The sequence below is a fragment of the Klebsiella sp. 141240 genome (assembly GCF_050600805.1).
GTDB lineage: Bacteria > Pseudomonadota > Gammaproteobacteria > Enterobacterales > Enterobacteriaceae > Klebsiella > Klebsiella aerogenes.
Genome location: NZ_JAQIRK010000016.1, coordinates 13,720 through 35,748, shown reverse-complemented (window position 1 = coordinate 35,748; position 22,029 = coordinate 13,720). Strand labels below are relative to the sequence as shown.

The following is a 22,029-nucleotide window of genomic DNA, read 5'->3' as shown; positions in this document are numbered from 1 at the left end:
AGGAAAGACAAGACTATGCACAACATCATCAATTCATGGTTCGTTCAGGGCATGATCAAAGCCACCTCCGACGCCTGGCTTAAAGGCTGGGACGAGCGTAACGGCGGTAATTTGACGCTGCGCCTGGATGAAGCGGATATCGCGCCATTCAAAGCCGATTTTCACGCTCAGCCGCGCTATATCGCCTTAAGCCAGCCGATGCCGGAACTGGCTAATCAGCCGTTTATCGTTACCGGTTCCGGTAAATTCTTCCGTAATGTGCAGCTCGATCCCGCCGCCAATCTCGGAGTGGTGAAAATAGACAACGACGGCGCGGGCTACTTCATTCTGTGGGGGTTAACGGAAGAAGCCGTGCCGACGTCGGAACTGCCGGCGCATTTCCTATCGCACTGCGAGCGCATCAAAGCCACCGGCGGCAAAGATCGCGTGATCATGCACTGCCATGCCACCAACCTGATCGCCCTGACCTACGTGCTGGAGAACAACAGCGATCTGTTCACCCGCAAGCTTTGGGAAGGCAGCACCGAATGCCTGGTGGTGTTCCCGGACGGCGTCGGCATTCTGCCGTGGATGGTGCCGGGCACCGACGAGATTGGCCAGGCGACCGCCGGTGAAATGCAGAAACACTCTCTGGTGCTGTGGCCATTCCACGGCGTCTTCGGCAGCGGACCGACGCTGGATGAGACTTTCGGCCTAATCGATACCGCCGAGAAATCCGCCGAGGTGCTGGTGAAAGTCTATTCGATGGGCGGCATGAAACAGACGATTAGCCGCGAAGAATTGATTGCGTTAGGCCAACGCTTTGGCGTCACGCCGCTGGCCAGCGCGCTGGCGCTCTAAGAAAGCGAGTCGCTTTGTAAGGAGAATAATCATGAGCTTTATGTTGGCACTGCCGAAAATCAGCCTGCATGGCGCGGGCGCGATCGGCGATATGGTGAGCCTGGTGGCGGACAAGCAGTGGGGAAAAGCGCTGATTGTCACCGACGGCCATCTGGTGGAAATGGGCCTGCTCGATAGCCTGTTTCAGGCGCTGGAAGCGCATCAACTGTCTTATCATCTGTTCGATAACGTCTTTCCGAACCCAACCGAAGCGCTGGTTCAGCAAGGTATCGCCGCATTCCGTGCGGCGCAGTGCGACTATATTATCGCCTTCGGCGGCGGCAGCCCGATCGATACCGCTAAGGCGGTGAAAATTCTCAGTGCTAACCCGGCGCCATCGACCGCCTATTCCGGCGTGGGCAAAGTGAAGAATGCCGGCGTGCCGCTGGTGGCAATAAACACCACCGCCGGAACCGCCGCTGAAATGACCAGCAACGCGGTGATTATCGATAGCGAACGTCAGGTGAAAGAGGTCATCATCGACCCAAACATCATCCCGGATATTGCCGTCGACGACGCCAGCGTGATGCTCGATATTCCGCCGTCGGTTACCGCCGCGACCGGTATGGATGCGTTAACCCACGCTATTGAGGCGTTTGTCTCCGTCGGCGCCCATCCGCTGACCGACGCCAACGCGCTGGAAGCGATTCGCTTAATTCACCAGTGGCTGCCGCTGGCCGTTGATGACGGGCACAATCTGCAGGCCCGCGAGCAGATGGCATACGGTCAGTATCTGGCAGGAATGGCGTTCAACAGCGCAGGTCTTGGTCTGGTACACGCGCTGGCGCACCAGCCGGGCGCGACCCACAATCTGCCGCACGGCGTTTGTAATGCCATCCTGCTGCCGATCATCGAAAACTTTAACCGCCCGAACGCGGTAGCGCGTTTTGCCCGCATCGCCCAGGCGATGGGCGTCGATACGGGCGGCATGAGCGACGAAACCGCCAGCATGGCGGCGATTAATGCGATTCGCGCGTTGAGCAAACGAGTCGGTATTCCTGAAGGCTTTAGCCAGCTTGGCGTCAGTAAGGCCGACATCGAAGGCTGGCTGGATAAAGCGCTGGCCGACCCCTGTGCGCCCTGTAACCCGCGCAGCGCCAGCCGCGACGAGGTGCGCGAGTTATACCTGGAGGCGTTATGATCCGCAAAGCCTTCGTGATGCAGGTTAATCCCGACGCCCACGAGGAGTATCAGCGCCGTCATAATCCCATCTGGCCTGAACTGGAAGCCACGCTGAAAGCGCATGGCGCGCACCACTATGCAATCTATCTCGACAAACAGCGCCATCTGCTATTCGCCACGGTGGAAATTGAATCGGAAGCTCGCTGGAATGCGGTGGCGGAAACCGAGGTCTGCCAACGCTGGTGGCGCTATATGCGCGAGGTGATGCCGACGAATCCGGATAACAGCCCGCTAAGCGTTGAACTGAGCGAAGTGTTTTATCTTGCGTAAAAAAACGGCCTGTTTTATCAGGCCGCTTGAATTACTACTATTAGTTTTGCTCTGCCACCAGCAGCGCCTGGGTATCCGGCTCCAGCGCCTGAAAGAGATGTTCCCGATCGGCCGGGTAGCAGATGTAATCCCCTTCCCCCAGCTCTTCCGGCGCTTCGGTAAGACCAACGCGCGCGCGCCCCTGAGTGATAATAATATGTTCAACCGACCCGGGCGGGTGCGGGTGCGAGATCCGATCGGCGCCGGGCTGCGTCAACAGCAGATAGATGTCGCGACGCGCGCCGGGGGGACAAGCCGCCAGCAAAATGGCCTGATAGTTGGCCTGCTCAGCAACCACTTTAGTGCCTTCGCCGCGGCGAATCACCTGGGTCTGGTTGGCCTGCGGCTCCAGTAAGCGGGCGAAGGGAATGTCCAGCGCCACGCACAGCGCCCACAATGTTTCCAGGCTAGGGTTGCCATTGCCGGACTCCAGCTGTGACAGGGTCGATTTGGCTATCCCGGCGCGGCGCGCCACCTCCGCCAGTGAGAGCCCGGTGCGCGAACGCTCGCGCGCCAGGCTTTTAGCAATTACGCTGATGGGCTGTGTCATACACCGCTCCTCGTATTTTATATCGAACGAATCGTTCGTCTTGAAAAACCATTCTGTTGCGTTCATTATAATGGAAATTCGTTCGATATGGCTAAAGCGTATGCGTTACAAATTTTCCTGTCTCAGTGGAGACACCATTAAAGCAATCATTCTGGTATGCCTGGCGGTCGGCGTGGTTGGCATGTCTTACGGTTCATTAGCGATGGCCTACGGTTTTCCGCTGTGGGTGCCGTTTGTCCTTTCCATTACGGTGCTGGCCGGTGCCTCTGAGTTTATGTTTATCGGTATTGTCGCCAGCGGCGGTAACCCGCTCGCCGCGGCGGCGGCAGGTTTACTGGTGAACGCCCGCCACGTTCCTTTTGGCGTCACCGTGCGCGATCTGGTCGGCGCCCGCGCCGCCAGCCTGCTCGGCTGCCACATCATGAATGATGAGAGCGTGGTGTTCGGCCTGTCGCAGAAAACCCAGGAGCAACGTAAAGCCGCCTACTGGCTCTGCGGGCTAGGCGTGGCGCTCATCTGGCCGCTCGGTACCCTGCTGGGCGCCGGGGTCGGGAAATTGTTACCCGCTCCAGAAACCATCGGCCTGGATGCGGTATTCCCGGCTATCCTGCTGGCGCTGGTGGTACCGGCTTTTAAAAAACGTACCACACTGATTCGTGCCTGCAGCGGCGCGGTTATTTCGCTTGCCGCCGTGCCCTTCGCGCCGGTTGGATTACCGGTTCTGCTCTCATTGTTTGGCTTACTGGCGAGGAAAAAATAATGGCTAATATGACGCTGTTTATCGCCGGGATCGCGATTCTGTCGATCGGCACATACCTGATGCGTTTGGGCGGGGCAAAGCTTGGCAGCCGTTTAGCGTTTTCCGAGCGCTCACAGGCGCTGCTTTCTGATGCCGCGACGGTGTTGCTGTTTTCCGTGGCGCTGGCAACCACCTTTTATGAAGGCGAGCATTTTTCCGGCATGGCGCGGGTACTTGGCGTCGGTTTTGCCGTGTTCCTTGCCTGGCGCAAGATGCCGCTTATCGTGGTGATTATCGCCGCGGCGGTGGTGACGGCGTTGCTACGCCTGGCGGGTATAAACTAAAAAAGCGCCCTGAGGCGCTCTTTCGACGGTAGTGGGTTGCTAACTTATTTGTTCAGTTCAGCGGTCATATGCACGCGATTACCGTTAAACGCTTCGGTAATGGTGTAAGAAGACGCGCCGGCAGCCTGCGCCTGAGCGGCGATTTTCGCTTCCGCGGCGTCCATCGTGGAAGCGGTGGCGGTCACGGATTGTGCAGCGAAAGAACCGAAAGAAGCGGCCATAGCGATAACAGCGACAAAAGTTTTGATGCTTTTCATGATATAAACCCTTTAATTTAGTTGTTTGGATAAGGCGCCGTGCCTTGATGTGATAAATAATAATCTTCACATCCCGTAACTAAAAGCGGAAGGATTTGCTGTCATCTTTCAAAAAAACTGACCAACATTTAACCGGCAATGAGGCGCTGCGGATGAGTATAAATCGTCGCTCTGCCTGGCCTGCAGAACCCCACCAGCGTCAGATTACAACGCTCGGCGACTTCAACCGCCAGGGTCGTCGCCGCAGAGACGGCAAACAGGATTTCCACCCCGCACATCGCGGCCTTCTGTACCATCTCATAACTGGCGCGGCTGGAGACTAAGGCCGCGCCCTGCTGCCAGCCCTCTCCTTCTTCACTACGACGCCCCAGCAGTTTATCCAGCGCAACGTGACGGCCTACATCTTCATGCCCACCCGCCAGTTCACCGTCAGGGCGCACCCACGCGGCGGCGTGCGTACAGCCGGTCAGGCGGCCGATAGGCTGAACCTCATTTAACTGTTTGAGCGCGCGATCGAGATGAGAGAGCGCAAAGGTCTGGCTAAAGGGCAGCGGCTCGACGGGCTTACCGATATCATTTAGCTGCTCGACGCCACATACCCCACAACCGGTACGCCCGGCGAGCGCCCGGCGGCGCTCTTTCAGCCCCATAAACCGGCGGCTGGAGAGTTCGATTTGCACTTCTACCCCGTTACAGGCCTGTACCACGTCCATCCCGTAGATCTCTTGTCGGCTTTGTATAATCCCTTCAGATAGGGAAAAACCGACGGCGAAATGTTCCAGGTCACGTGGCGTCGCCATCATGACGACGTGCGAGATGCCGTTATAAACCAGAGCGACGGGTACCTCTTCTGCTACCTCGTCTGGCTGAGGATGTTGCAAATCCTCACGTTTCCAGAGGGTAACCTGGCGATAACCTGTGACATCTGTCACATTTTTGATTTGTTCAGGAAGGTTCTTATTCACTTTCATTTAACCGTATTGGAACAGGCATACACACAATGTGGTATTCTGTTTTTATATCCCTCCAGGACCGAGGGAAATTAACTCAATTCTGAACCTTTGCGGCCTTCACCGCAAAGTAAATAACTACATGTGACAATGTCGAAACAAGGAGCGAACCATGCAGGTCAGCAGAAGGCAGTTCTTTAAGATCTGCGCTGGCGGTATGGCAGGCACGACGGCAGCAGCGCTGGGCTTTGCCCCGGCTACTGCGCTCGCGGAAACCCGGCAGTACAAACTGCTGCGTACTCGCGAAACCCGCAACACCTGTACGTACTGTTCCGTTGGCTGCGGGCTATTGATGTATAGCCTCGGCGACGGTGCGAAAAACGCCAAAGCATCCATTTTCCATATCGAAGGCGATCCGGATCATCCGGTAAACCGTGGTGCGCTCTGCCCGAAAGGGGCCGGTCTGGTGGACTTTATCCATTCTGAAAGCCGCCTGAAATTCCCGGAATATCGCGCGCCAGGTTCTGATAAATGGCAGCAAATCAGCTGGGACGAAGCGTTCGATCGCATCGCGAAGCTGATGAAAGAAGACCGTGACGCCAACTTTATCGCCCAAAACAGCGCCGGCACCACCGTTAACCGTTGGCTGACCACCGGTATGCTGTGCGCCTCCGCTTCCAGTAACGAAACCGGCTATTTAACGCAAAAATTCACCCGCGCCCTCGGGATGCTGGCGGTGGATAACCAGGCGCGTGTCTGACACGGACCAACGGTAGCAAGTCTTGCTCCAACATTTGGTCGCGGTGCGATGACCAACCACTGGGTTGATATTAAAAACGCCAACCTGATCGTGGTGATGGGCGGTAACGCCGCAGAAGCGCATCCGGTGGGATTCCGCTGGGCGATGGAAGCCAAAATTCATAACGGCGCCAAGCTCATCGTTATCGATCCGCGCTTTACGCGTACGGCGTCGGTGGCTGATTTCTACACCCCGATTCGTTCCGGTACCGACATAACCTTCCTGTCGGGCGTCATCCTGTACCTGCTGAATAACGAAAAATTCAACCGTGAATACACCGAAGCCTATACCAACGCCAGCCTGATCGTGCGTGAGGACTACAGCTTTGATGATGGTCTGTTCAGCGGCTACGATGCCGAAAAACGCCAGTATGACAAAACCAGCTGGAACTATGAGCTGGATGAAAACGGCTTCGCCAAACGCGATACCACGCTACAGCATCCACGCTGCGTCTGGAATCTGCTAAAACAGCACGTTTCCCGCTATACGCCGGATGTGGTCGAAAACATCTGTGGTACGCCGAAGGCCGATTTCCTTAAAGTTTGCGAATATATTGCAGAAACCAGCGCGCACGATAAAACCGCGTCGTTCCTGTATGCTCTCGGCTGGACCCAGCACTCCATCGGCGCGCAGAACATTCGCACCATGGCGATGATCCAGCTGCTGCTTGGCAACATGGGGATGGCAGGCGGCGGCGTCAATGCCCTGCGCGGTCACTCCAATATCCAGGGTCTGACTGACCTCGGCCTGCTCTCAACCAGCCTGCCGGGATACATGTCGCTGCCTAATGAAAAACAGGCCGACCTGCAGACCTACCTGAGCGCCAACACGCCGAAACCGCTGTTGAAAGACCAGGTGAACTACTGGGGCAACTATCCGAAGTTCTTCGTCTCCATGATGAAAGCCTTCTTCGGCGATAAAGCTACGGCAGAAAATAGCTGGGGCTTTGACTGGCTGCCGAAGTGGGATAAGAGCTACGACGTTCTGCAGTATTTCGAGATGATGAATCAGGGCAAAGTGAATGGCTATATTTGCCAGGGCTTTAACCCGGTCGCCTCGTTCCCGAACAAAAACAAGGTGGTGGCTTCCCTGTCGAAGCTGAAGTTCCTTGTGACCATCGATCCGCTCAACACCGAAACGTCCACCTTCTGGCAAAACCACGGTGAGTCCAACGATGTTGATCCGGCGAAAATCCAGACCGAAGTGTTCCGTCTGCCGTCCACCTGCTTCGCCGAAGAAAACGGTTCTATCGTGAACTCCGGCCGCTGGCTGCAGTGGCACTGGAAAGGCGCGGACGCCCCGGGGATCGCCGTGACCGATGGCGAAATCCTCGCTGGTATCTTCTCGCGTCTGCGTAAGATGTATGCCGAAGAAGGCGGCCCAACGCCGGAGCCGGTGCTCAACATGACGTGGAACTACTCCACGCCGCACGAGCCGGCGTCTGAAGAAGTGGCGATGGAAAGCAACGGTAAAGCGCTGGCGGATATTACCGATCCGGCAACCGGCGCGGTAATCGTTAAGAAAGGGCAGCAGTTGAGCTCCTTCGCACAGCTACGCGACGACGGCACGACTTCCAGCGGCTGCTGGATCTTCGCCGGCAGCTGGACGCCGGAAGGCAACCAGATGGCGCGCCGCGATAACGCCGACCCGTCAGGCCTCGGCAATACGCTGGGCTGGGCCTGGGCATGGCCGCTAAACCGCCGCATTCTGTATAACCGCGCCTCCGCGGACCCGCAGGGTAAACCGTGGGATCCGAAGCGTCAGTTGCTGAAATGGGACGGCGCGAAATGGGGTGGTGTGGATATTCCGGATTACAGCGCCGCCGCCCCTGGCAGCGACGTCGGTCCGTTTATCATGCAGCCTGAAGGGATGGGGCGTCTGTTCGCTATTGATAAGATGGCTGAGGGGCCGTTCCCGGAACACTACGAACCGTTTGAAACGCCGCTGGGGACTAACCCGCTGCATCCAAACGTGGTCTCTAACCCGGCCGCTCGCGTCTTTAAAGGCGATCTCGAGCAGATGGGCAAGGCCGAGCAGTTCCCGTACGTCGGCACAACTTACCGCCTGACCGAACACTTCCACTACTGGACCAAACACGCGCTGCTTAACGCCATCGCGCAGCCGGAACAGTTTGTGGAGATCGGCGAAAAACTGGCGAATAAGCTCGGCATCGGCCATGGCGATACCGTGAAAGTCTCCTCTAACCGCGGCTATATCAAAGCCAAGGCGGTAGTGACCAAGCGTATTCGTACGCTGCAGGTTCACGGTAAAGAGGTGGATACCATCGGCATTCCTATTCACTGGGGCTACGAAGGCGTGGCGAAAAAAGGCTTTATCGCCAATACGCTGACGCCGTTTGTCGGCGACGCCAACACGCAGACGCCGGAGTTTAAAGCCTTCCTCGTGAACGTGGAAAAGGTGTAACGGAGACGACTTATGGCTTATCAATCGCAAGATATTATTCGTCGTTCCGCGACTAACGGTTTCACTCCCGCGCCTCAGGCGCGGGACCACCAGCAGGAAGTGGCGAAGCTTATCGACGTTACCACCTGTATCGGCTGTAAAGCCTGCCAGGTGGCCTGTTCCGAATGGAACGATCTCCGTGACGAAGTGGGTAACAACGTTGGGGTGTATGACAACCCGGCGGACCTGACCGCCAAGTCATGGACGGTCATGCGCTTCTCGGAAGTGGAACAAAACGACAAGCTGGAATGGCTTATTCGTAAAGATGGCTGCATGCACTGCGCTGACCCGGGCTGCCTGAAGGCCTGTCCGTCAGAAGGCGCAATCATTCAGTACGCTAACGGCATCGTCGACTTCCAGTCTGAGCAGTGTATCGGCTGCGGCTACTGCATCGCAGGCTGCCCGTTCGATGTACCGCGTCTGAACCCGGAAGACAACCGTGTCTACAAATGTACGCTGTGCGTGGACCGCGTGACCGTCGGCCAGGAGCCGGCGTGCGTGAAAACCTGCCCAACCGGCGCTATCCACTTTGGTTCGAAAGAGGATATGAAAACGCTGGCCGGCGAGCGCGTCGCAGAGCTGAAAACCCGCGGTTACGACAAGGCGGGCCTGTACGATCCGGCTGGCGTCGGCGGCACCCACGTGATGTACGTGCTGCACCATGCCGATAAACCGAATCTGTACCACGGTCTGCCAGAGAATCCGGAAATCAGCCAAACGGTGAAATTCTGGAAAGGTATCTGGAAACCGCTGGCGGCGGTCGGCTTTGCTGCGACCTTCGCAGCCAGCATCTTCCACTACGTCGGCGTCGGTCCGAACCGCGCAGATGAGGAAGAAGACAACCTGCATGAAGAGAAAGACGAGGTGCGCAAATGAGAAAACGTGACACCATCGTGCGCTACACGGCGCCGGAACGCATCAATCACTGGATAACCGCCTTCTGCTTTATTCTGGCGGCGGTAAGCGGGTTAGGCTTTTTCTTCCCGTCGTTTAACTGGCTGATGCATATTCTCGGTACGCCGCAGCTGGCGCGTATTCTCCACCCGTTCGTCGGGGTGGTGATGTTCGCGTCGTTTATCATCATGTTTTTCCGTTACTGGCACCATAACCTAATCAATCGGGATGATATCTTTTGGGCGAAGAATATTCGTAAGATCGTCGTCAACGAGGAGGTAGGCGATACCGGGCGTTATAACTTCGGCCAGAAATGCGTATTCTGGGCGGCAATTATTTTCCTGGTGCTGCTGCTGGTGAGCGGTGTGATCATCTGGCGTCCGTACTTTGCGCCTGCATTCTCAATCCCGGTGATCCGATTCGCGCTGATGCTGCATTCTTTTGCCGCAGTCGCGTTAATTGTGGTTATCATGGTGCATATCTACGCCGCCCTCTGGGTGAAAGGCACCATTACCGCGATGGTGGAAGGCTGGGTTACCAAAACGTGGGCGAAGAAACATCACCCGCGCTGGTACCGTGAAGTCCGCCAGAAACAGGAAAAATAGACTGCATGAGTATTCGCATAATCCCGCAAGACGAGCTGGGTTCGAGCGAGAAACGCACGGCGGAAGCAATTCCGCCGCTACTGTTCCCCAGACTGAAGAATCTTTATAACCGCCGCGCAGAGCGCCTGCGCGAGCTGGCCGCCAACAACCCGCTGGGCGATTACCTGCGCTTTGCCGCGCTGATCGCTCATGCGCAGGAAGTGGTGCTGTACGACCATCCGTTGCAGATGGATCTGACTGCCCGCATTAAAGAGGCCAACGATCAGGGCAAGCCGCCGCTGGATATTCACGTATTACCGCGTGATAAACACTGGCATAAGCTACTGCATTCACTGATCGCCGAGCTGAAACCTGAGATGAGCGGCCCGGCGCTGTCGGTTATCGAGAACCTGGAAAAAGCCTCCGGGCCGGAACTGGAAGAGATGGCCAGCGCGCTGTTTGCTTCCGATTTCGCCTCGGTCAGCAGCGACAAAGCGCCGTTTATCTGGGCCGCGCTGTCGCTGTACTGGGCGCAAATGGCCAGCCTGATCCCGGGGAAAGCGCGCGCCGAATACGGCGAGCATCGCCAGTTCTGCCCGGTTTGCGGCTCGATGCCGGTCTCCAGCATCGTGCAAATCGGCACCACTCAGGGGCTGCGCTATCTGCACTGCAACTTGTGTGAAACCGAATGGCATGTGGTACGCGTAAAATGCAGCAACTGCGAACAGAGCCGCGACCTGCACTACTGGTCGCTGGATAACGAGCAGGCGGCGGTGAAAGCCGAAAGCTGCGGCGACTGCGGGAGCTACCTGAAGATTATGTATCAGGAGAAAGACCCGAAAGTCGAAGCCGTTGCCGACGATTTAGCCTCGCTGGTACTCGATGCTCGCATGGAACAGGAAGGCTTCGCCAGAAGCTCAATTAACCCGTTCATGTTCCCCGGCGAAGGGGAGTAAGTTCTGCGCACCTATAACGGGCGACTCAGGTCGCTCGTTATCATTCATACGGCGTGACCACGCCGGAAATGCTCTCCTTATCCCGCTCCTGCTTCTCCAGATATTGTTCAACAGAAGAAGCAGATCTTTGCTGAGAAATACGCTTTTGCGAGCCGCTTTCCACAATGCGATCGCGGCTTTATTCGGTATATCTTTTTCGCAAAAACCAGGCTATAACACTGGATATTAATCCAGTAAAAGGGACTTGCCATGACGTTGGAAAAAGGTATTGCTTCGCTGGTTGAGGAGTTTATTGCTGCGGGGCGGCCACCATCGCGAGAACAGAGTATTGATGACCGGAGAAACGGCTATCTCGCCAGCGCCGTTCTCGCAGGGGAAACGGAAACGCGTGTGCAGGTTGAAGACATCACGCTCGATGGCATAACCTTTCGCGTCGTCTCGCCGCCAAAAAGCAACGGCTTGCTACCCACCATTGTGTATTACCACGGCGGCTGTTTTGTGAGCGGCGGCTTTGCCACCCATGACAACCAATTGCGCCAGCTTGCCTGGTTCAGTGGATACCGGGTGATCGCCGTGCAATACCGCCTCGCCCCGGAGTCCCCTTTTCCGGCGGCGCACGATGATGCGGAACGAGGCGCCAACATTATCTATCGGTATGCGCAGCGGCTTGGCGTTGACGCCGCGCGCATCACGCTGGCCGGCGACAGCGCCGGCGGCCACCTCGCCCTGGTCACTGCGCTACGCCTGAAAGCGGCGGGAGTATGGCAACCTGCGCAGCTTATCCTGATTTACCCTATGCTCGACGCTACCGCCAGCATGGCAAGCTATGCCAGCAACGGCGAGGATTACATCATTACCCGGGATACACTGCTTAGCGGCTACGAGATGTATTTAGCGGCCACACCCGCCACCCATCCGGAAGCCAGTCCGCTGTGGCGCGAAGATTTTAACGGGCTGCCGCCGGTTCATATCCTGACGGCCGAATTTGACCCTTTGCGCGATGAAGGAGAAGCGCTGTACCGGCGGTTAATAGCACAGGGAATAGAAAGCACCTGCCAGCGCTATCTGGGCGTCATACACGGTTTCTTTCAGTTAGGCGGGATAAGCCTCGCGGCAAGGCAGGCGATGCGCGATATTGCCTGGCATACGCGAACGCCAGGCCAATAATAATGCCGGAGGCGGGTTACTCTTCCTCGTTCCCGCCCTCTTCATACGAACCGAACGGCTTCGCGGGCAGTACGATATAGGTCCCCTCAAAAACAGCGCCCAGCTTATCGTTACCGAACAGTTCAACCTGAAGCTGCACGCGAGCCTTGCGCCCGCGCGCCAGGCGATCGAGATCGCCGCTTAGCGAGCCCAAATCGGCCACGGCATTCGGCCTCCCGCTGATCGGCTTGCTGTAACGGATATGCGCATCGGCAAGGATAATCGTGCCGCCAAGGTGCCTCTCGCGCAGCATTAACCAGATTAGCCCCCAGCCGGTTAAGGTGGCGAGCGAAAACAGGCTGCCGGCAAATAACGTATGGTGCGGATTCTGGTTACCCGCTTCGGGCATGGTGGTGATAAATTTCTGCCCGGTGTACTGCTGGATGCGCACTCCCATCTTTTCGCTCAGCGGAATGTGCTGATACCAGGCCTGCTGCAGCTGGCCGCACCAGTCGCCGCGGTGCAGGATATCGTCCAACGAAGCAATGGGTTTAATCATCAAGAAGTGGCGAATCGGCGTGGTTGTCGGCGTGGTGATTTCACCCTGGTTCACAAAGCCCAGCTTAGAGAAGAACTCCATCGCGTCTTCACGGGCGCTACAGGTCACCCGCTTCACCCCTTCCTGACGGGCGACTGACTCAAGAGTCATCGCCATAAGGGTGCCTAAACCTTTATCCTGAACGGAAGGATGTACGGCCATAAAGCGGATCGAGGCTTCATTCTCCGCATTAATATACAGCCGGCCGACGGCAACCAGGTTGCCTTCTTCATCGACGACCATCTGATGATGCGCCATGGCATCCCAGGCGTCGCGTTCCGATCCTTTAGGCTGATGCAGCGGCTTACGCAGCATCTCCCAGCGGAATTGATAATAGCTTTCTAACTCTTCTTCTGTTTGCGGTACACGAAGGTGATACATAGCTGTACTCTCTTTTGTTACCCGCAGCCTGCCCGGAAGCTGACTCATACCTGCAACCAAAAGGTCACGGGACCATCGTTTACCAGCGAGACCTGCATATCCGCAGCGAATCTCCCGGTCTGAGTATTCATTTCTTGTTGGCGGCAGCGCTCAACAAAATATTCATACAGCGCTTCCGCTCTGTCCGGCGCCGCGCCTTTGGAAAAACTCGGGCGCATGCCGCGCTCGGTATCGGCCGCCAGCGTAAATTGCGAAACCACCAGCACGCTGCCGCCCGCCTGCTGGACATTAAGATTCATTTTGCCTTCGGCGTCGCTGAAAATGCGATAGCCGAGCACCCGTTCACACAGACGGTTGGCCTTCTGTTCGTCATCGTCTTTCTCGACCCCCAGCAGCACCAGCAGCCCCGGCCCGATTTCACCCGTCACTTCACCCTCCACGGTAACGCTTGCACGGGATACGCGTTGAATTAATGCAATCATGGTTGTTCTGTTTCTTCTTTTTTGAGTTTGCGGTATTCACCGAGAGTGACAGTTATTTCAGCGCCAAGCAAGACGATACACCAGGTCCAGTAAACCCAGACAAACAAAATGGGTACTACCGCAATCACGCCATAAATCAGCTGGTATGACGGAAACATGGTGATATATAAAGCAAAAGCCTTTTTACCGGCTTCAAAAAGCAGTGCCGCCACCAGCGAGCCAATCACCGCATCGCGATTGCGCACCTGGGTGGTGGGCACGATGCTATAAAGCATCCAGAACGCCGCCCACGATAAAATTAGCGGGAATATACGTAGTACATCATCAATGACGCTATTGAGATCGCTGGCCCAACGTAGTGAGAGAAGATAGGAACTGATTGCCAGACTGGCGCCAGCCAACAGCGGCCCGAGAGTCAGGATCATCCAGTAGACCGCAAATGAATAGATCTTTGGTCGCGTCCGACTGCTGCGCCAGATGGTATTCAGCGCGCTATCAATCGAGTACATCAGCAGTAATGAGGTGACGATTAACCCAAAGGCGCCGACGGCCGTCATCCTGCTGGAGTTCGCCACAAACTGTTCGATATATCCCTGAATGACATCGCCGGTCGCCGGAATGAAGTTGGCAAAGATAAAATGGCGGATCTGCACGCTGACGTCGGAGAACATCGGAAAGGCGGCAAAGAGGGCAAAAACCACAGCGATCAGCGGCACCAGCGCAAGTAAAGACACGTAGGCAAGATTCCCCGCCAACGTCGTCATGTTGTCTTCTTCAATTCGCCGCCACAGCAGCTTAAGCCAGGCCACCAGCGGCCTGGTATGGTATTTGGTTTTTTGATGAACGCTTTTTAGCATAGCTGCTTCGCAAAGTAGTTGGGGATGGTCTCCTTATCCGTGACCAGAATACTGGTGATCCCCAACTGGTTAGCCCCAGCTATATTATCGGCGTTATCGTCAAAAAAGACCGCGTCTTGCGGCGAAAATCCTTCCGCCTGCAGCACGCTTTGGTAGATACGCGTTTCGGGTTTGCGCATCCCCATCTCTTGCGAAAGATACACATGATCTGCGGCAGCACGCACTTGTGGATATTCGCTTGGCCAGAAAGTGGTATGTAATCGGTTGGTGTTCGAGAGTACGACCACGCGGTGCCCCTGGTCGCGAAGTTTTTGCATGATGTCGGTGACTTCTGGACGCAAGGCGACAAAAACGGCCTGCCAACCGTGGGCGAACTGTTCATAGCTCAGCGGCATGTTCATTTCGTGGCACATCGCGGCGGCAAACTCTTCATCGCTGATCTCCCCGCGTTCATGCTGGTGGAAGGCATCGCCCATGACAAAGTCTTGCTTTAGCGTCGCCAGCGGAATGCGGGTCAAATCACTCCACGTTCCGAGCACCCGGTTGAAGTCAATGTCGACAATCACATTACCTAAATCAAAGATATAGAGCATTTTTGTCTCCTTCCGCGCCGTTGAAGATTAACTGTAGCGGGAAAGAAGAGGTTTGACTATGAACAAACCGGAAACGGCTCACGACATCTCAGGCGCAAAACGACCAAAGCCGCATATCTGCGGCTTTGGTGAAATGGCTGAACGCTTAAAATCAGACCAATGCGGTTTGCAACATATTCTTTCTGCGATTGATGCGTTTAACCAACATCACCGAAACGAACGCGCCGGCGCAAGCGAAGCAGGCCATGATGCCAAAGACTATCTTGTACCCCACCAGACCCGGATTAAGATCGAGAATGTAGCCGTACAGGCTATAGCAAAACATAGCCGGCGCATAGCCAATGAAGCTCCCCAGCGCCATCGCCGCGCCCGTCTGGTTTTCAGCGATTTTCGCCTCCCCAATCGGGGCAAAAAACACGGCGCGTTGCGTAAAAACAATGGCGCCGAACCCGAGAGTACACACCATACCCAGATAGACCGGCATACTTTCGTGCGGTAACAGAATTAACGCGACTAAAGCCATCGTACTGATACAGAAGGTATAAAATAGATATTTACTTGGCGATTTGAGGATCTTATCGGCAATTAAACCGCCAATTGGACCACCGATCATTTTTAAACAGTACTGGTTAATAATGCCGTATGCGCCCACCAGGGCTACCGGCAGCATGTAGATGTTCTTCAGGAACGGGATAAAGAAGGTGAGTCCACAGTACACGGCGTAGACAAAAAAAACATTGAAGGCAATCAGCCAAATTGTTTTGTCTTTCAGCACCGAAGAGATGCTGGTTTGTTGCTTTGTGGCGCCTTCATCAGCGGCGGGCGTCGGCTCATCCTTTTGCTTAAGCATGAAAAACAGCAAGATGCCTACAACAATGACAATAATTGCGTAGAACCAAATGCCGGCTTTAAAACCCAGTAAGCCACTGCCAAACCAGGTGAAAATAGCTAATGCGGAAAATGCGATAACGGTGTCGACAATTCCGCGCCCCGTTTCGAAGAAGCCAAATAATCGCCCCTGCTGTTCGCTATTCCCTAACCGACTCACTGATTTTAATAGTACGGGCCAGTTCATCATGTCGCATGTCACGCCAAATAATGCCCAGACAAACAGAATGCCCCAATAGCCGGGCATCGTCGTCAGGTAGATGCCTAACAATCCCGTCGCTATTAGTGAAAATGACATGGTGTAGCGACGCGGAAGTTTATCAGCAAAGTAAATTGACAAGAAAAAACCAATGGTTGTCACCACTGAGTTTACCGACATGGCATTACCAATCTGACCATTGGTCAAATAAAAGTAATCCTGCATCGGTATATAAAACGCATCTTTTAATGAAGGCAGTTTATAAATGGTACCACCACAAAGCGTTAACAGGCTAAATATAGCCCATTTCTTTCTTGTGAGCATAAGATCCCCTGATGACTTAACATCATTTTATTTAAGGACATGGAACATTTAGCTATTAAATTAAAATAGCGGCCATAAATACCAATTTTAATTAAAATTAGCGAGAAAGCACTTTCAGAGCATCATTTTTTATATCGTGTAAGGTGTCCCTGACAAAATTTAACTGGGCGATCGCATCCTGTTTTTCTTTATCCAGCCGGGCTTCAAGTTGCGTTGTATCAGGCAGAGGCGTTTCGCTCATTTGTCGCCACGGGATCCACGGGTTATCGCCTTCGGTTGCAAAACGGAAAGGCGGCGCGTAATAATCAACTTCTTCTTCCAGTCCGTACGCCATCACCTGTGGTTGCTCCTGGCCCAGACAAATTAACTCAGTCAGCAGCGCCTTAAACGGCATATCACCCAGACCTGAGTTACAGGCCCGGTGCCCAAGCCCGCCATTTTCCGCAATGATACAGGCATCTTTAATGTGAACCTGAGTGACATAGGGTGACATCGCTGCCAACGCCTCAAGCGGTCGTTCATTGGCATTGATCATATTGGCAAAATCAAAGAGCAGCGATAGCGACGGCATCTCGCTTTGTTTAATCAGATTAACCAACTCGATACTTTTTAAATCTTCATGTTGTTCAATGGTAAAAGTGAGTCCAGATTGGCTATACGCCTCTTTAATATATTGAATATCAGCCGTAATTCTTGCCAGAACTTCCTGTAAAGGCCCTTCGTAACGAGGATAAAAACGAACGGAGGTTGCCCCGGTTTTTAATGCGATAGCGACGGCCTGATCGATGGTCTCTTTATCGGAAGCGCTGGTTTCTATATGAATATCCAACCGTAACGCTTTTGCCTGCTCGCCAAAAGCGGCCAATTGCATATTATCCATACAGCTAAGAGAGTAACGCTCGCCATCGAGGACATGTATTTTCACACCTTTTAAATGATGGCTATCCGCAATTTTCAATAAATCGACCGGTAAAATTCTCTCCAGCCGCATATTCAGGTGATATGCATAAGCATGAAGATAAAGAGGAATATTATCAATGCGAGAAACGATCTTCTCAGCGTTATCTTTAGTGAGCATAAAATACCTACAAGTTAATAAAGAGATCCACAGCCTCAAATCGCCAATATTCGAGATCTATTTGCACGATATTACCTGCACTATCGGCACGATGTTTTTCAATCAGAATAGCGGGCATGCCGGCAGACCCGCCGATGAATTTACTTACATCGCCGGACATTCTCACTGGCCTGAAGGCTAATTTTTTAATAACAACATTTTTATGATAATTCTTCTCCCAAACGGAAGAAAAAGATTGGTTCTTTAGCCTGGTAATAAACTCCGGCGCAACATTCGGGTTGATAAACGTTGCATGATAAAAAACTTTATGCCCTTCCAGCGCCCCCCAGCCGGTTATCAGATATAAATCTTGCGCAGGACAGGTGGCAAAGAGAGCTTCTGCGACGTCGGGATACTCCGTCGTACGTACCTTTTCGATAAAACCCCACGAAGGCTCTCTACCCTGTTCAATCGCTGCCCGCTGAAAGCTGGCCGAAAGCTCCGGGCTATAGTTAAAACGCGGCTGGGCGACAAACCAGCCTTTACGGTCTTTACGAAATATTCTTGATTCCGCCTCCAGGCTGAGCAGCGCCTGGCGCAGGGTCATACGCTTGATACCGAGCAACTCGCCCAGCTCGCGCTCGGACGGCAATTTTCCACCCGATACCGTCAGCCCCTGCTTTAACCACAGGTCCAGTTTCTCTTTCGCATTTTCCACAGTGGATGGGTTATTCGTCATTGTTTAATCCATTTGGTTTAAACCAGATGACTCATCTTACTCTTGAGCAAAAAAAGAAAGCAATTGCTGTCGCAAGCTTTAAGAATAATTGTGACCGAGCTCTCTCCCGGAGCGACACTGGCGCCGCCCAGGTGATAAGCATGAGGAACAGGCATAAAAAAACCCCGCCGGAGAGGCGAGGTTTGAAGGGTAGCAAGAAGGGTAATTACTCTTCTTTTGCACCGCGCATAGCGCGTTTACGGTCGTTCTCGGTCAGGTGACGTTTACGGATACGGATAGACGTCGGAGTAACTTCTACCAGTTCGTCGTCATCGATGAACTCCAGAGCTTGCTCCAGGGTCATCTTAACCGGCGGAACCAGAACCGTTGCTTCGTCAGTACCGGACGCACGCATGTTAGTCAGTTTCTTACCGGTCAGGCAGTTTACCGTCAGGTCATTAGAACGGCTGTGAATACCGATAATCTGACCTTCGTAAACTTCAGCGCCGTGGCCGAGGAACAGCTTACCGCGATCCTGCAGGCCGAACAGTGCGAACGCAACCGCTTTACCCTGACCGTTAGAGATCAGTACGCCGTTGTTACGCTGGCCAACTTCGCCCGGACGAACATCGTCGTAGTGGCTGAAGGTGGAGTACAGCAGACCGGTACCGGAAGTCATGGTCATGAACTCTGAACGGAAGCCGATCAGACCACGGCTTGGGATCACGTAGTCGAGACGTACGCGGCCTTTGCCGTCTGGATTCATGTTTTTCAGGTCGCCTTTACGCTCACCCAGCGCCTGCATGACAGAACCCTGGTGCTGCTCTTCGACGTCCAGCGTCACGTTCTCGAACGGCTCTTGTTTACGGCCATCGATTTCGCGGAAGATAACTTTCGGACGGGAAACCGCCATCTCGAAACCTTCACGACGCATGTTTTCAATCAGAACGGACAGGTGCAGTTCGCCACGGCCAGAAACGCGGAACGCATCGGCGTCTTCGGTTTCTTCGACGCGCAACGCAACGTTGTGCACCAGCTCTTTGTTCAGACGGTCCAGGATCTGGCGAGAGGTAACGAACTTACCTTCTTTACCGCAGAACGGAGAGGTGTTGACGTTGAAGAACATAGATACGGTCGGCTCATCAACAGACAGTGCCGGCAGCGCTTCGACGTTCTGCGGGTCGCAGATGGTGTCGGAGATGTTCAGTTCGCCCAGACCGGTGATCGCGATGATGTCGCCAGCTTCGGCTACGTCGCTCTCGATACGCTCGAGACCCAGGTGAGTCAGTACTTTACCGACTTTACCGTTACGGGTTTTCCCTTCGCTATCGATGATAGTGATCTGCTGGTTCGGCTTCACTTTACCGCGCTTGATGCGACCAATGCCGATTACGCCAACGTAGTTGTTGTAGTCGAGCTGGGAGATTTGCATCTGCAGCGGACCGTCAAGGTCAACGTCCGGCGCCGGTACACGGTCAACAATCGCCTGGTACAGCGGGGTCATGTCTTCAGCCATGTCTTCGTGGTCCAGACCCGCGATACCGTTCAGCGCGGAAGCGTAAACGATCGGGAAGTCCAGCTGTTCGTCGGTCGCGTCGAGGTTAACGAACAGGTCGAATACCTGGTCGACAACCCAATCCGGACGCGCGCCCGGACGGTCAACTTTGTTGATGACCACGATCGGCTTCAGACCGTGAGCAAACGCTTTTTTGGTAACAAAGCGCGTCTGCGGCATCGGGCCGTCAAAGGCATCAACCACCAGCAGCACAGAGTCAACCATGGACATAACACGCTCAACTTCACCTCCGAAGTCGGCGTGCCCTGGGGTATCAACGATGTTGATACGGTAATCATTCCATTTGATTGCAGTGTTTTTAGCGAGGATGGTAATCCCACGCTCTTTCTCCAAATCGTTGGAGTCCATCACACGTTCTTGTGCTTCAGTACGTGCGTCGAACGTACCGGATTGCTGTAGCAGCTTATCGACCAGGGTAGTTTTACCATGGTCGACGTGCGCGATGATGGCGATATTACGCAGATTTTCGATCACAACTTTGCCTCAGGCATTAGAAATAGCGCGTTATTGTACACGTATTAAGCGAAGGACTGAACAGGATCACAAAGATCCTCCGCAAACAAGTATTGCAGAGTTTGTTTGTGACCGCTTTCACGGAGCGATAAAAGGGCACCGTAATAAAAATTGCACCAAAATGGTGCTCAATGTTCACATTGAGGCACTATTTTGGTGCATTATCTCCATCATGGTGCAGTCCTTTTGCACTATGGTGCGCATGATACAGCGTTTTACCGTACTTTTAAAAGTTGGCACAGATTTCGCTTTATATTTTTTAAGGCAACAACGCCACTTTTAAGCAGTAAGAAGTTCGTTACCACGACGACAATGACCAATCCGGGAGAGTTTAAGTATGTCCGCTGAACACGTTTTGACGATGCTGAACGAGCACGAAGTGAAGTTTGTCGATCTGCGCTTCACCGATACCAAAGGTAAAGAACAGCACGTCACGATTCCTTCCCATCAGGTAAATGCCGAATTCTTTGAAGAAGGCAAAATGTTTGATGGCTCCTCGATTGGCGGTTGGAAAGGTATTAACGAATCCGACATGGTCCTGATGCCGGATGCCACCACGGCGCTGATCGACCCGTTCTACGAAGAACCGACGCTGATCATCCGCTGCGATATCCTGGAACCAGGCACCCTGCAGGGTTACGACCGCGACCCGCGCTCTATCGCCAAGCGCGCTGAAGAATACCTGCGCGCCACCGGCATCGCCGACACCGTTCTGTTCGGGCCGGAACCAGAATTCTTCCTGTTCGACGACATCCGCTTTGGCGCATCCATCTCTGGTTCCCACGTGGCCATTGACGATATCGAAGGCGCATGGAACTCTTCTACCAAATACGAAGGCGGCAACAAAGGCCACCGTCCGGGCGTGAAAGGCGGTTACTTCCCGGTTCCGCCGGTAGACTCCTCTCAGGATATCCGTTCTACCATGTGTATGATCATGGAAGAGATGGGCCTGGTTGTTGAAGCTCACCACCACGAAGTGGCAACTGCAGGTCAGAACGAAATCGCCACCCGCTTCAACACCATGACCAAAAAAGCGGACGAAATTCAGATCTACAAATACGTTGTACACAACGTCGCTCACCGTTTCGGTAAAACCGCAACCTTCATGCCAAAACCAATGTTTGGCGATAACGGTTCCGGCATGCACTGCCACATGTCCCTGTCCAAGAACGGCGTAAACCTGTTCTCCGGCGACAAATACGCGGGACTGTCTGAGCAAGCGCTGCACTACATCGGCGGCGTTATCAAGCACGCTAAAGCGATCAACGCCCTGGCGAACCCGACCACCAACTCCTACAAGCGTCTGGTCCCGGGTTACGAAGCGCCGGTTATGCTGGCTTACTCCGCCCGTAACCGCTCTGCTTCCATCCGTATTCCAGTGGTTGCCTCGCCGAAAGCGCGTCGTATCGAAGTGCGCTTCCCGGACCCGGCTGCCAACCCATACCTGTGCTTTGCCGCGCTGCTGATGGCCGGTCTGGACGGTATTAAAAACAAAATCCATCCTGGCGATGCGATGGACAAAAACCTGTACGATCTGCCGCCGGAAGAAGCGAAAGAAATCCCGCAGGTTGCAGGTTCTCTGGAAGAAGCCCTGCAGGCTCTGGACGCAGACCGCGAGTTCCTGACCGCAGGCGGCGTCTTCACTGACGAAGCTATCGATGCTTACATCGCCCTGCGCATTGAAGAAAACGACCGCGTACGTATGACTCCGCACCCGGTTGAGTTCGAACTGTACTACAGCGTCTGATTTTGCTGTAAATCCATGGTGTTCCCGTGTTGTGGCACGGGACA

22 protein-coding genes are annotated in these 22,029 nt (G+C 54.3%); 11 read left to right on the top strand and 11 right to left on the bottom strand.

Features of this window, described 5'->3' with window-relative positions; genetic code table 11:
• The first annotated feature begins 15 nt into the window (after positions 1 to 15).
• From rhaD to rhaM, 3 genes are read left to right on the top strand one after another with little or no spacing between them, the layout of a single operon-like run.
• Complete coding sequence (gene rhaD / locus PGQ95_RS21425; protein ID WP_113374891.1) at positions 16 to 840, top strand: rhamnulose-1-phosphate aldolase; 825 nt, start codon at positions 16 to 18, stop codon at positions 838 to 840.
• Between the two features lie 31 nt (positions 841 to 871).
• The gene (fucO, locus tag PGQ95_RS21420) at positions 872 to 2,020 is read left to right on the top strand and encodes a lactaldehyde reductase (RefSeq protein ID WP_087858744.1); all 1,149 of its coding nucleotides are present in this window, start codon (positions 872 to 874) and stop codon (positions 2,018 to 2,020) included.
• Positions 2,017 to 2,331, top strand: coding sequence for an L-rhamnose mutarotase (gene rhaM / locus PGQ95_RS21415; protein WP_087858745.1), 315 nt, complete (start codon positions 2,017 to 2,019; stop codon positions 2,329 to 2,331). Before fucO ends, rhaM begins: the two co-directional genes overlap by 4 nt.
• Before the next feature lie 40 nt (positions 2,332 to 2,371).
• Here the strand turns inward: rhaM and PGQ95_RS21410 are convergent, their stop codons facing one another.
• Positions 2,372 to 2,920, bottom strand: a complete 549-nt coding sequence (locus PGQ95_RS21410; protein ID WP_087858746.1) for a helix-turn-helix domain-containing protein — start codon at positions 2,918 to 2,920, stop codon at positions 2,372 to 2,374.
• A gap of 100 nt (positions 2,921 to 3,020) precedes the next feature.
• On the opposite strand from PGQ95_RS21410, the gene PGQ95_RS21405 reads away from it, so the two are divergent.
• Together PGQ95_RS21405 and PGQ95_RS21400 are read left to right on the top strand one after the other, a co-directional pair.
• Positions 3,021 to 3,680, top strand: a complete 660-nt coding sequence (locus PGQ95_RS21405) for an AzlC family ABC transporter permease (protein WP_213317848.1) — start codon at positions 3,021 to 3,023, stop codon at positions 3,678 to 3,680.
• A complete protein-coding gene (locus PGQ95_RS21400) occupies positions 3,680 to 4,003 on the top strand; it encodes an AzlD domain-containing protein (RefSeq protein WP_045378791.1) in 324 nt (107 codons plus the stop codon). The genes PGQ95_RS21405 and PGQ95_RS21400 overlap by 1 nt, the downstream gene beginning before the upstream one ends.
• Before the next feature lie 44 nt (positions 4,004 to 4,047).
• Here the strand turns inward: PGQ95_RS21400 and PGQ95_RS21395 are convergent, their stop codons facing one another.
• Together PGQ95_RS21395 and fdhD are read right to left on the bottom strand one after the other, a co-directional pair.
• The gene (locus PGQ95_RS21395; protein WP_430919256.1) at positions 4,048 to 4,260 is read right to left on the bottom strand and encodes a YdgH/BhsA/McbA-like domain containing protein; all 213 of its coding nucleotides are present in this window, start codon (positions 4,258 to 4,260) and stop codon (positions 4,048 to 4,050) included.
• A gap of 128 nt (positions 4,261 to 4,388) precedes the next feature.
• The gene (gene fdhD, locus PGQ95_RS21390; RefSeq protein WP_049047184.1) at positions 4,389 to 5,225 is read right to left on the bottom strand and encodes a formate dehydrogenase accessory sulfurtransferase FdhD; all 837 of its coding nucleotides are present in this window, start codon (positions 5,223 to 5,225) and stop codon (positions 4,389 to 4,391) included.
• A gap of 157 nt (positions 5,226 to 5,382) precedes the next feature.
• Here fdhD and fdnG point away from each other — a divergent pair, with 157 nt between their 5' ends.
• The 5 genes from fdnG to PGQ95_RS21365 all read left to right on the top strand — a co-directional run bounded on the left by fdnG (position 5,383) and on the right by PGQ95_RS21365 (position 12,073).
• Positions 5,383 to 8,433, top strand: coding sequence for a formate dehydrogenase-N subunit alpha (fdnG, locus tag PGQ95_RS21385; protein WP_113374888.1), 3,051 nt, complete (start codon positions 5,383 to 5,385; stop codon positions 8,431 to 8,433).
• Between the two features lie 12 nt (positions 8,434 to 8,445).
• Positions 8,446 to 9,348, top strand: coding sequence for a formate dehydrogenase subunit beta (gene fdxH / locus PGQ95_RS21380; protein WP_015368961.1), 903 nt, complete (start codon positions 8,446 to 8,448; stop codon positions 9,346 to 9,348).
• Positions 9,345 to 9,971, top strand: a complete 627-nt coding sequence (gene fdoI, locus PGQ95_RS21375) for a formate dehydrogenase cytochrome b556 subunit (protein ID WP_015368962.1) — start codon at positions 9,345 to 9,347, stop codon at positions 9,969 to 9,971. The genes fdxH and fdoI overlap by 4 nt, the downstream gene beginning before the upstream one ends.
• A gap of 5 nt (positions 9,972 to 9,976) precedes the next feature.
• Positions 9,977 to 10,906 carry a formate dehydrogenase accessory protein FdhE gene (fdhE, locus tag PGQ95_RS21370; protein WP_015368963.1) on the top strand — a complete coding sequence of 310 codons (930 nt, stop codon included), beginning with the start codon at positions 9,977 to 9,979 and terminating at the stop codon, positions 10,904 to 10,906.
• 249 nt (positions 10,907 to 11,155) lie between these two features.
• Positions 11,156 to 12,073 carry an alpha/beta hydrolase gene (locus PGQ95_RS21365; RefSeq protein ID WP_430919253.1) on the top strand — a complete coding sequence of 306 codons (918 nt, stop codon included), beginning with the start codon at positions 11,156 to 11,158 and terminating at the stop codon, positions 12,071 to 12,073.
• Between the two features lie 16 nt (positions 12,074 to 12,089).
• Here the strand turns inward: PGQ95_RS21365 and fabY are convergent, their stop codons facing one another.
• The 8 genes from fabY to typA all read right to left on the bottom strand — a co-directional run bounded on the left by fabY (position 12,090) and on the right by typA (position 20,199).
• Positions 12,090 to 13,031 (bottom strand): fatty acid biosynthesis protein FabY, encoded by a 942-nt coding sequence (gene fabY / locus PGQ95_RS21360; RefSeq protein WP_015368966.1) that lies wholly within the window; start codon positions 13,029 to 13,031, stop codon positions 12,090 to 12,092.
• Between the two features lie 44 nt (positions 13,032 to 13,075).
• The gene (gene dtd / locus PGQ95_RS21355; RefSeq protein ID WP_015368967.1) at positions 13,076 to 13,513 is read right to left on the bottom strand and encodes a D-aminoacyl-tRNA deacylase; all 438 of its coding nucleotides are present in this window, start codon (positions 13,511 to 13,513) and stop codon (positions 13,076 to 13,078) included.
• The gene (locus PGQ95_RS21350) at positions 13,510 to 14,370 is read right to left on the bottom strand and encodes a virulence factor BrkB family protein (RefSeq protein ID WP_015368968.1); all 861 of its coding nucleotides are present in this window, start codon (positions 14,368 to 14,370) and stop codon (positions 13,510 to 13,512) included. The genes dtd and PGQ95_RS21350 overlap by 4 nt, the downstream gene beginning before the upstream one ends.
• On the bottom strand, positions 14,364 to 14,963 hold the full coding sequence (yihX, locus tag PGQ95_RS21345; RefSeq protein ID WP_015368969.1) for a glucose-1-phosphatase: 600 nt from the start codon (positions 14,961 to 14,963) through the stop codon (positions 14,364 to 14,366). The genes PGQ95_RS21350 and yihX overlap by 7 nt, the downstream gene beginning before the upstream one ends.
• A 151-nt stretch (positions 14,964 to 15,114) precedes the next feature.
• Complete coding sequence (locus tag PGQ95_RS21340; protein WP_430919250.1) at positions 15,115 to 16,374, bottom strand: MFS transporter; 1,260 nt, start codon at positions 16,372 to 16,374, stop codon at positions 15,115 to 15,117.
• A gap of 97 nt (positions 16,375 to 16,471) precedes the next feature.
• Positions 16,472 to 17,452, bottom strand: coding sequence for a sugar phosphate isomerase/epimerase family protein (locus PGQ95_RS21335; protein WP_430919248.1), 981 nt, complete (start codon positions 17,450 to 17,452; stop codon positions 16,472 to 16,474).
• A 7-nt stretch (positions 17,453 to 17,459) separates the two neighbouring features.
• Positions 17,460 to 18,170, bottom strand: a complete 711-nt coding sequence (locus PGQ95_RS21330; protein WP_430919246.1) for a GntR family transcriptional regulator — start codon at positions 18,168 to 18,170, stop codon at positions 17,460 to 17,462.
• A 205-nt stretch (positions 18,171 to 18,375) separates the two neighbouring features.
• Positions 18,376 to 20,199, bottom strand: a complete 1,824-nt coding sequence (gene typA, locus PGQ95_RS21325) for a ribosome-dependent GTPase TypA (RefSeq protein WP_015368970.1) — start codon at positions 20,197 to 20,199, stop codon at positions 18,376 to 18,378.
• A 376-nt stretch (positions 20,200 to 20,575) separates the two neighbouring features.
• Between typA and glnA the strand changes: the two genes are divergently transcribed.
• Positions 20,576 to 21,985, top strand: a complete 1,410-nt coding sequence (gene glnA, locus PGQ95_RS21320; protein ID WP_015368971.1) for a glutamate--ammonia ligase — start codon at positions 20,576 to 20,578, stop codon at positions 21,983 to 21,985.
• Positions 21,986 to 22,029: the final 44 nt, after the last annotated feature.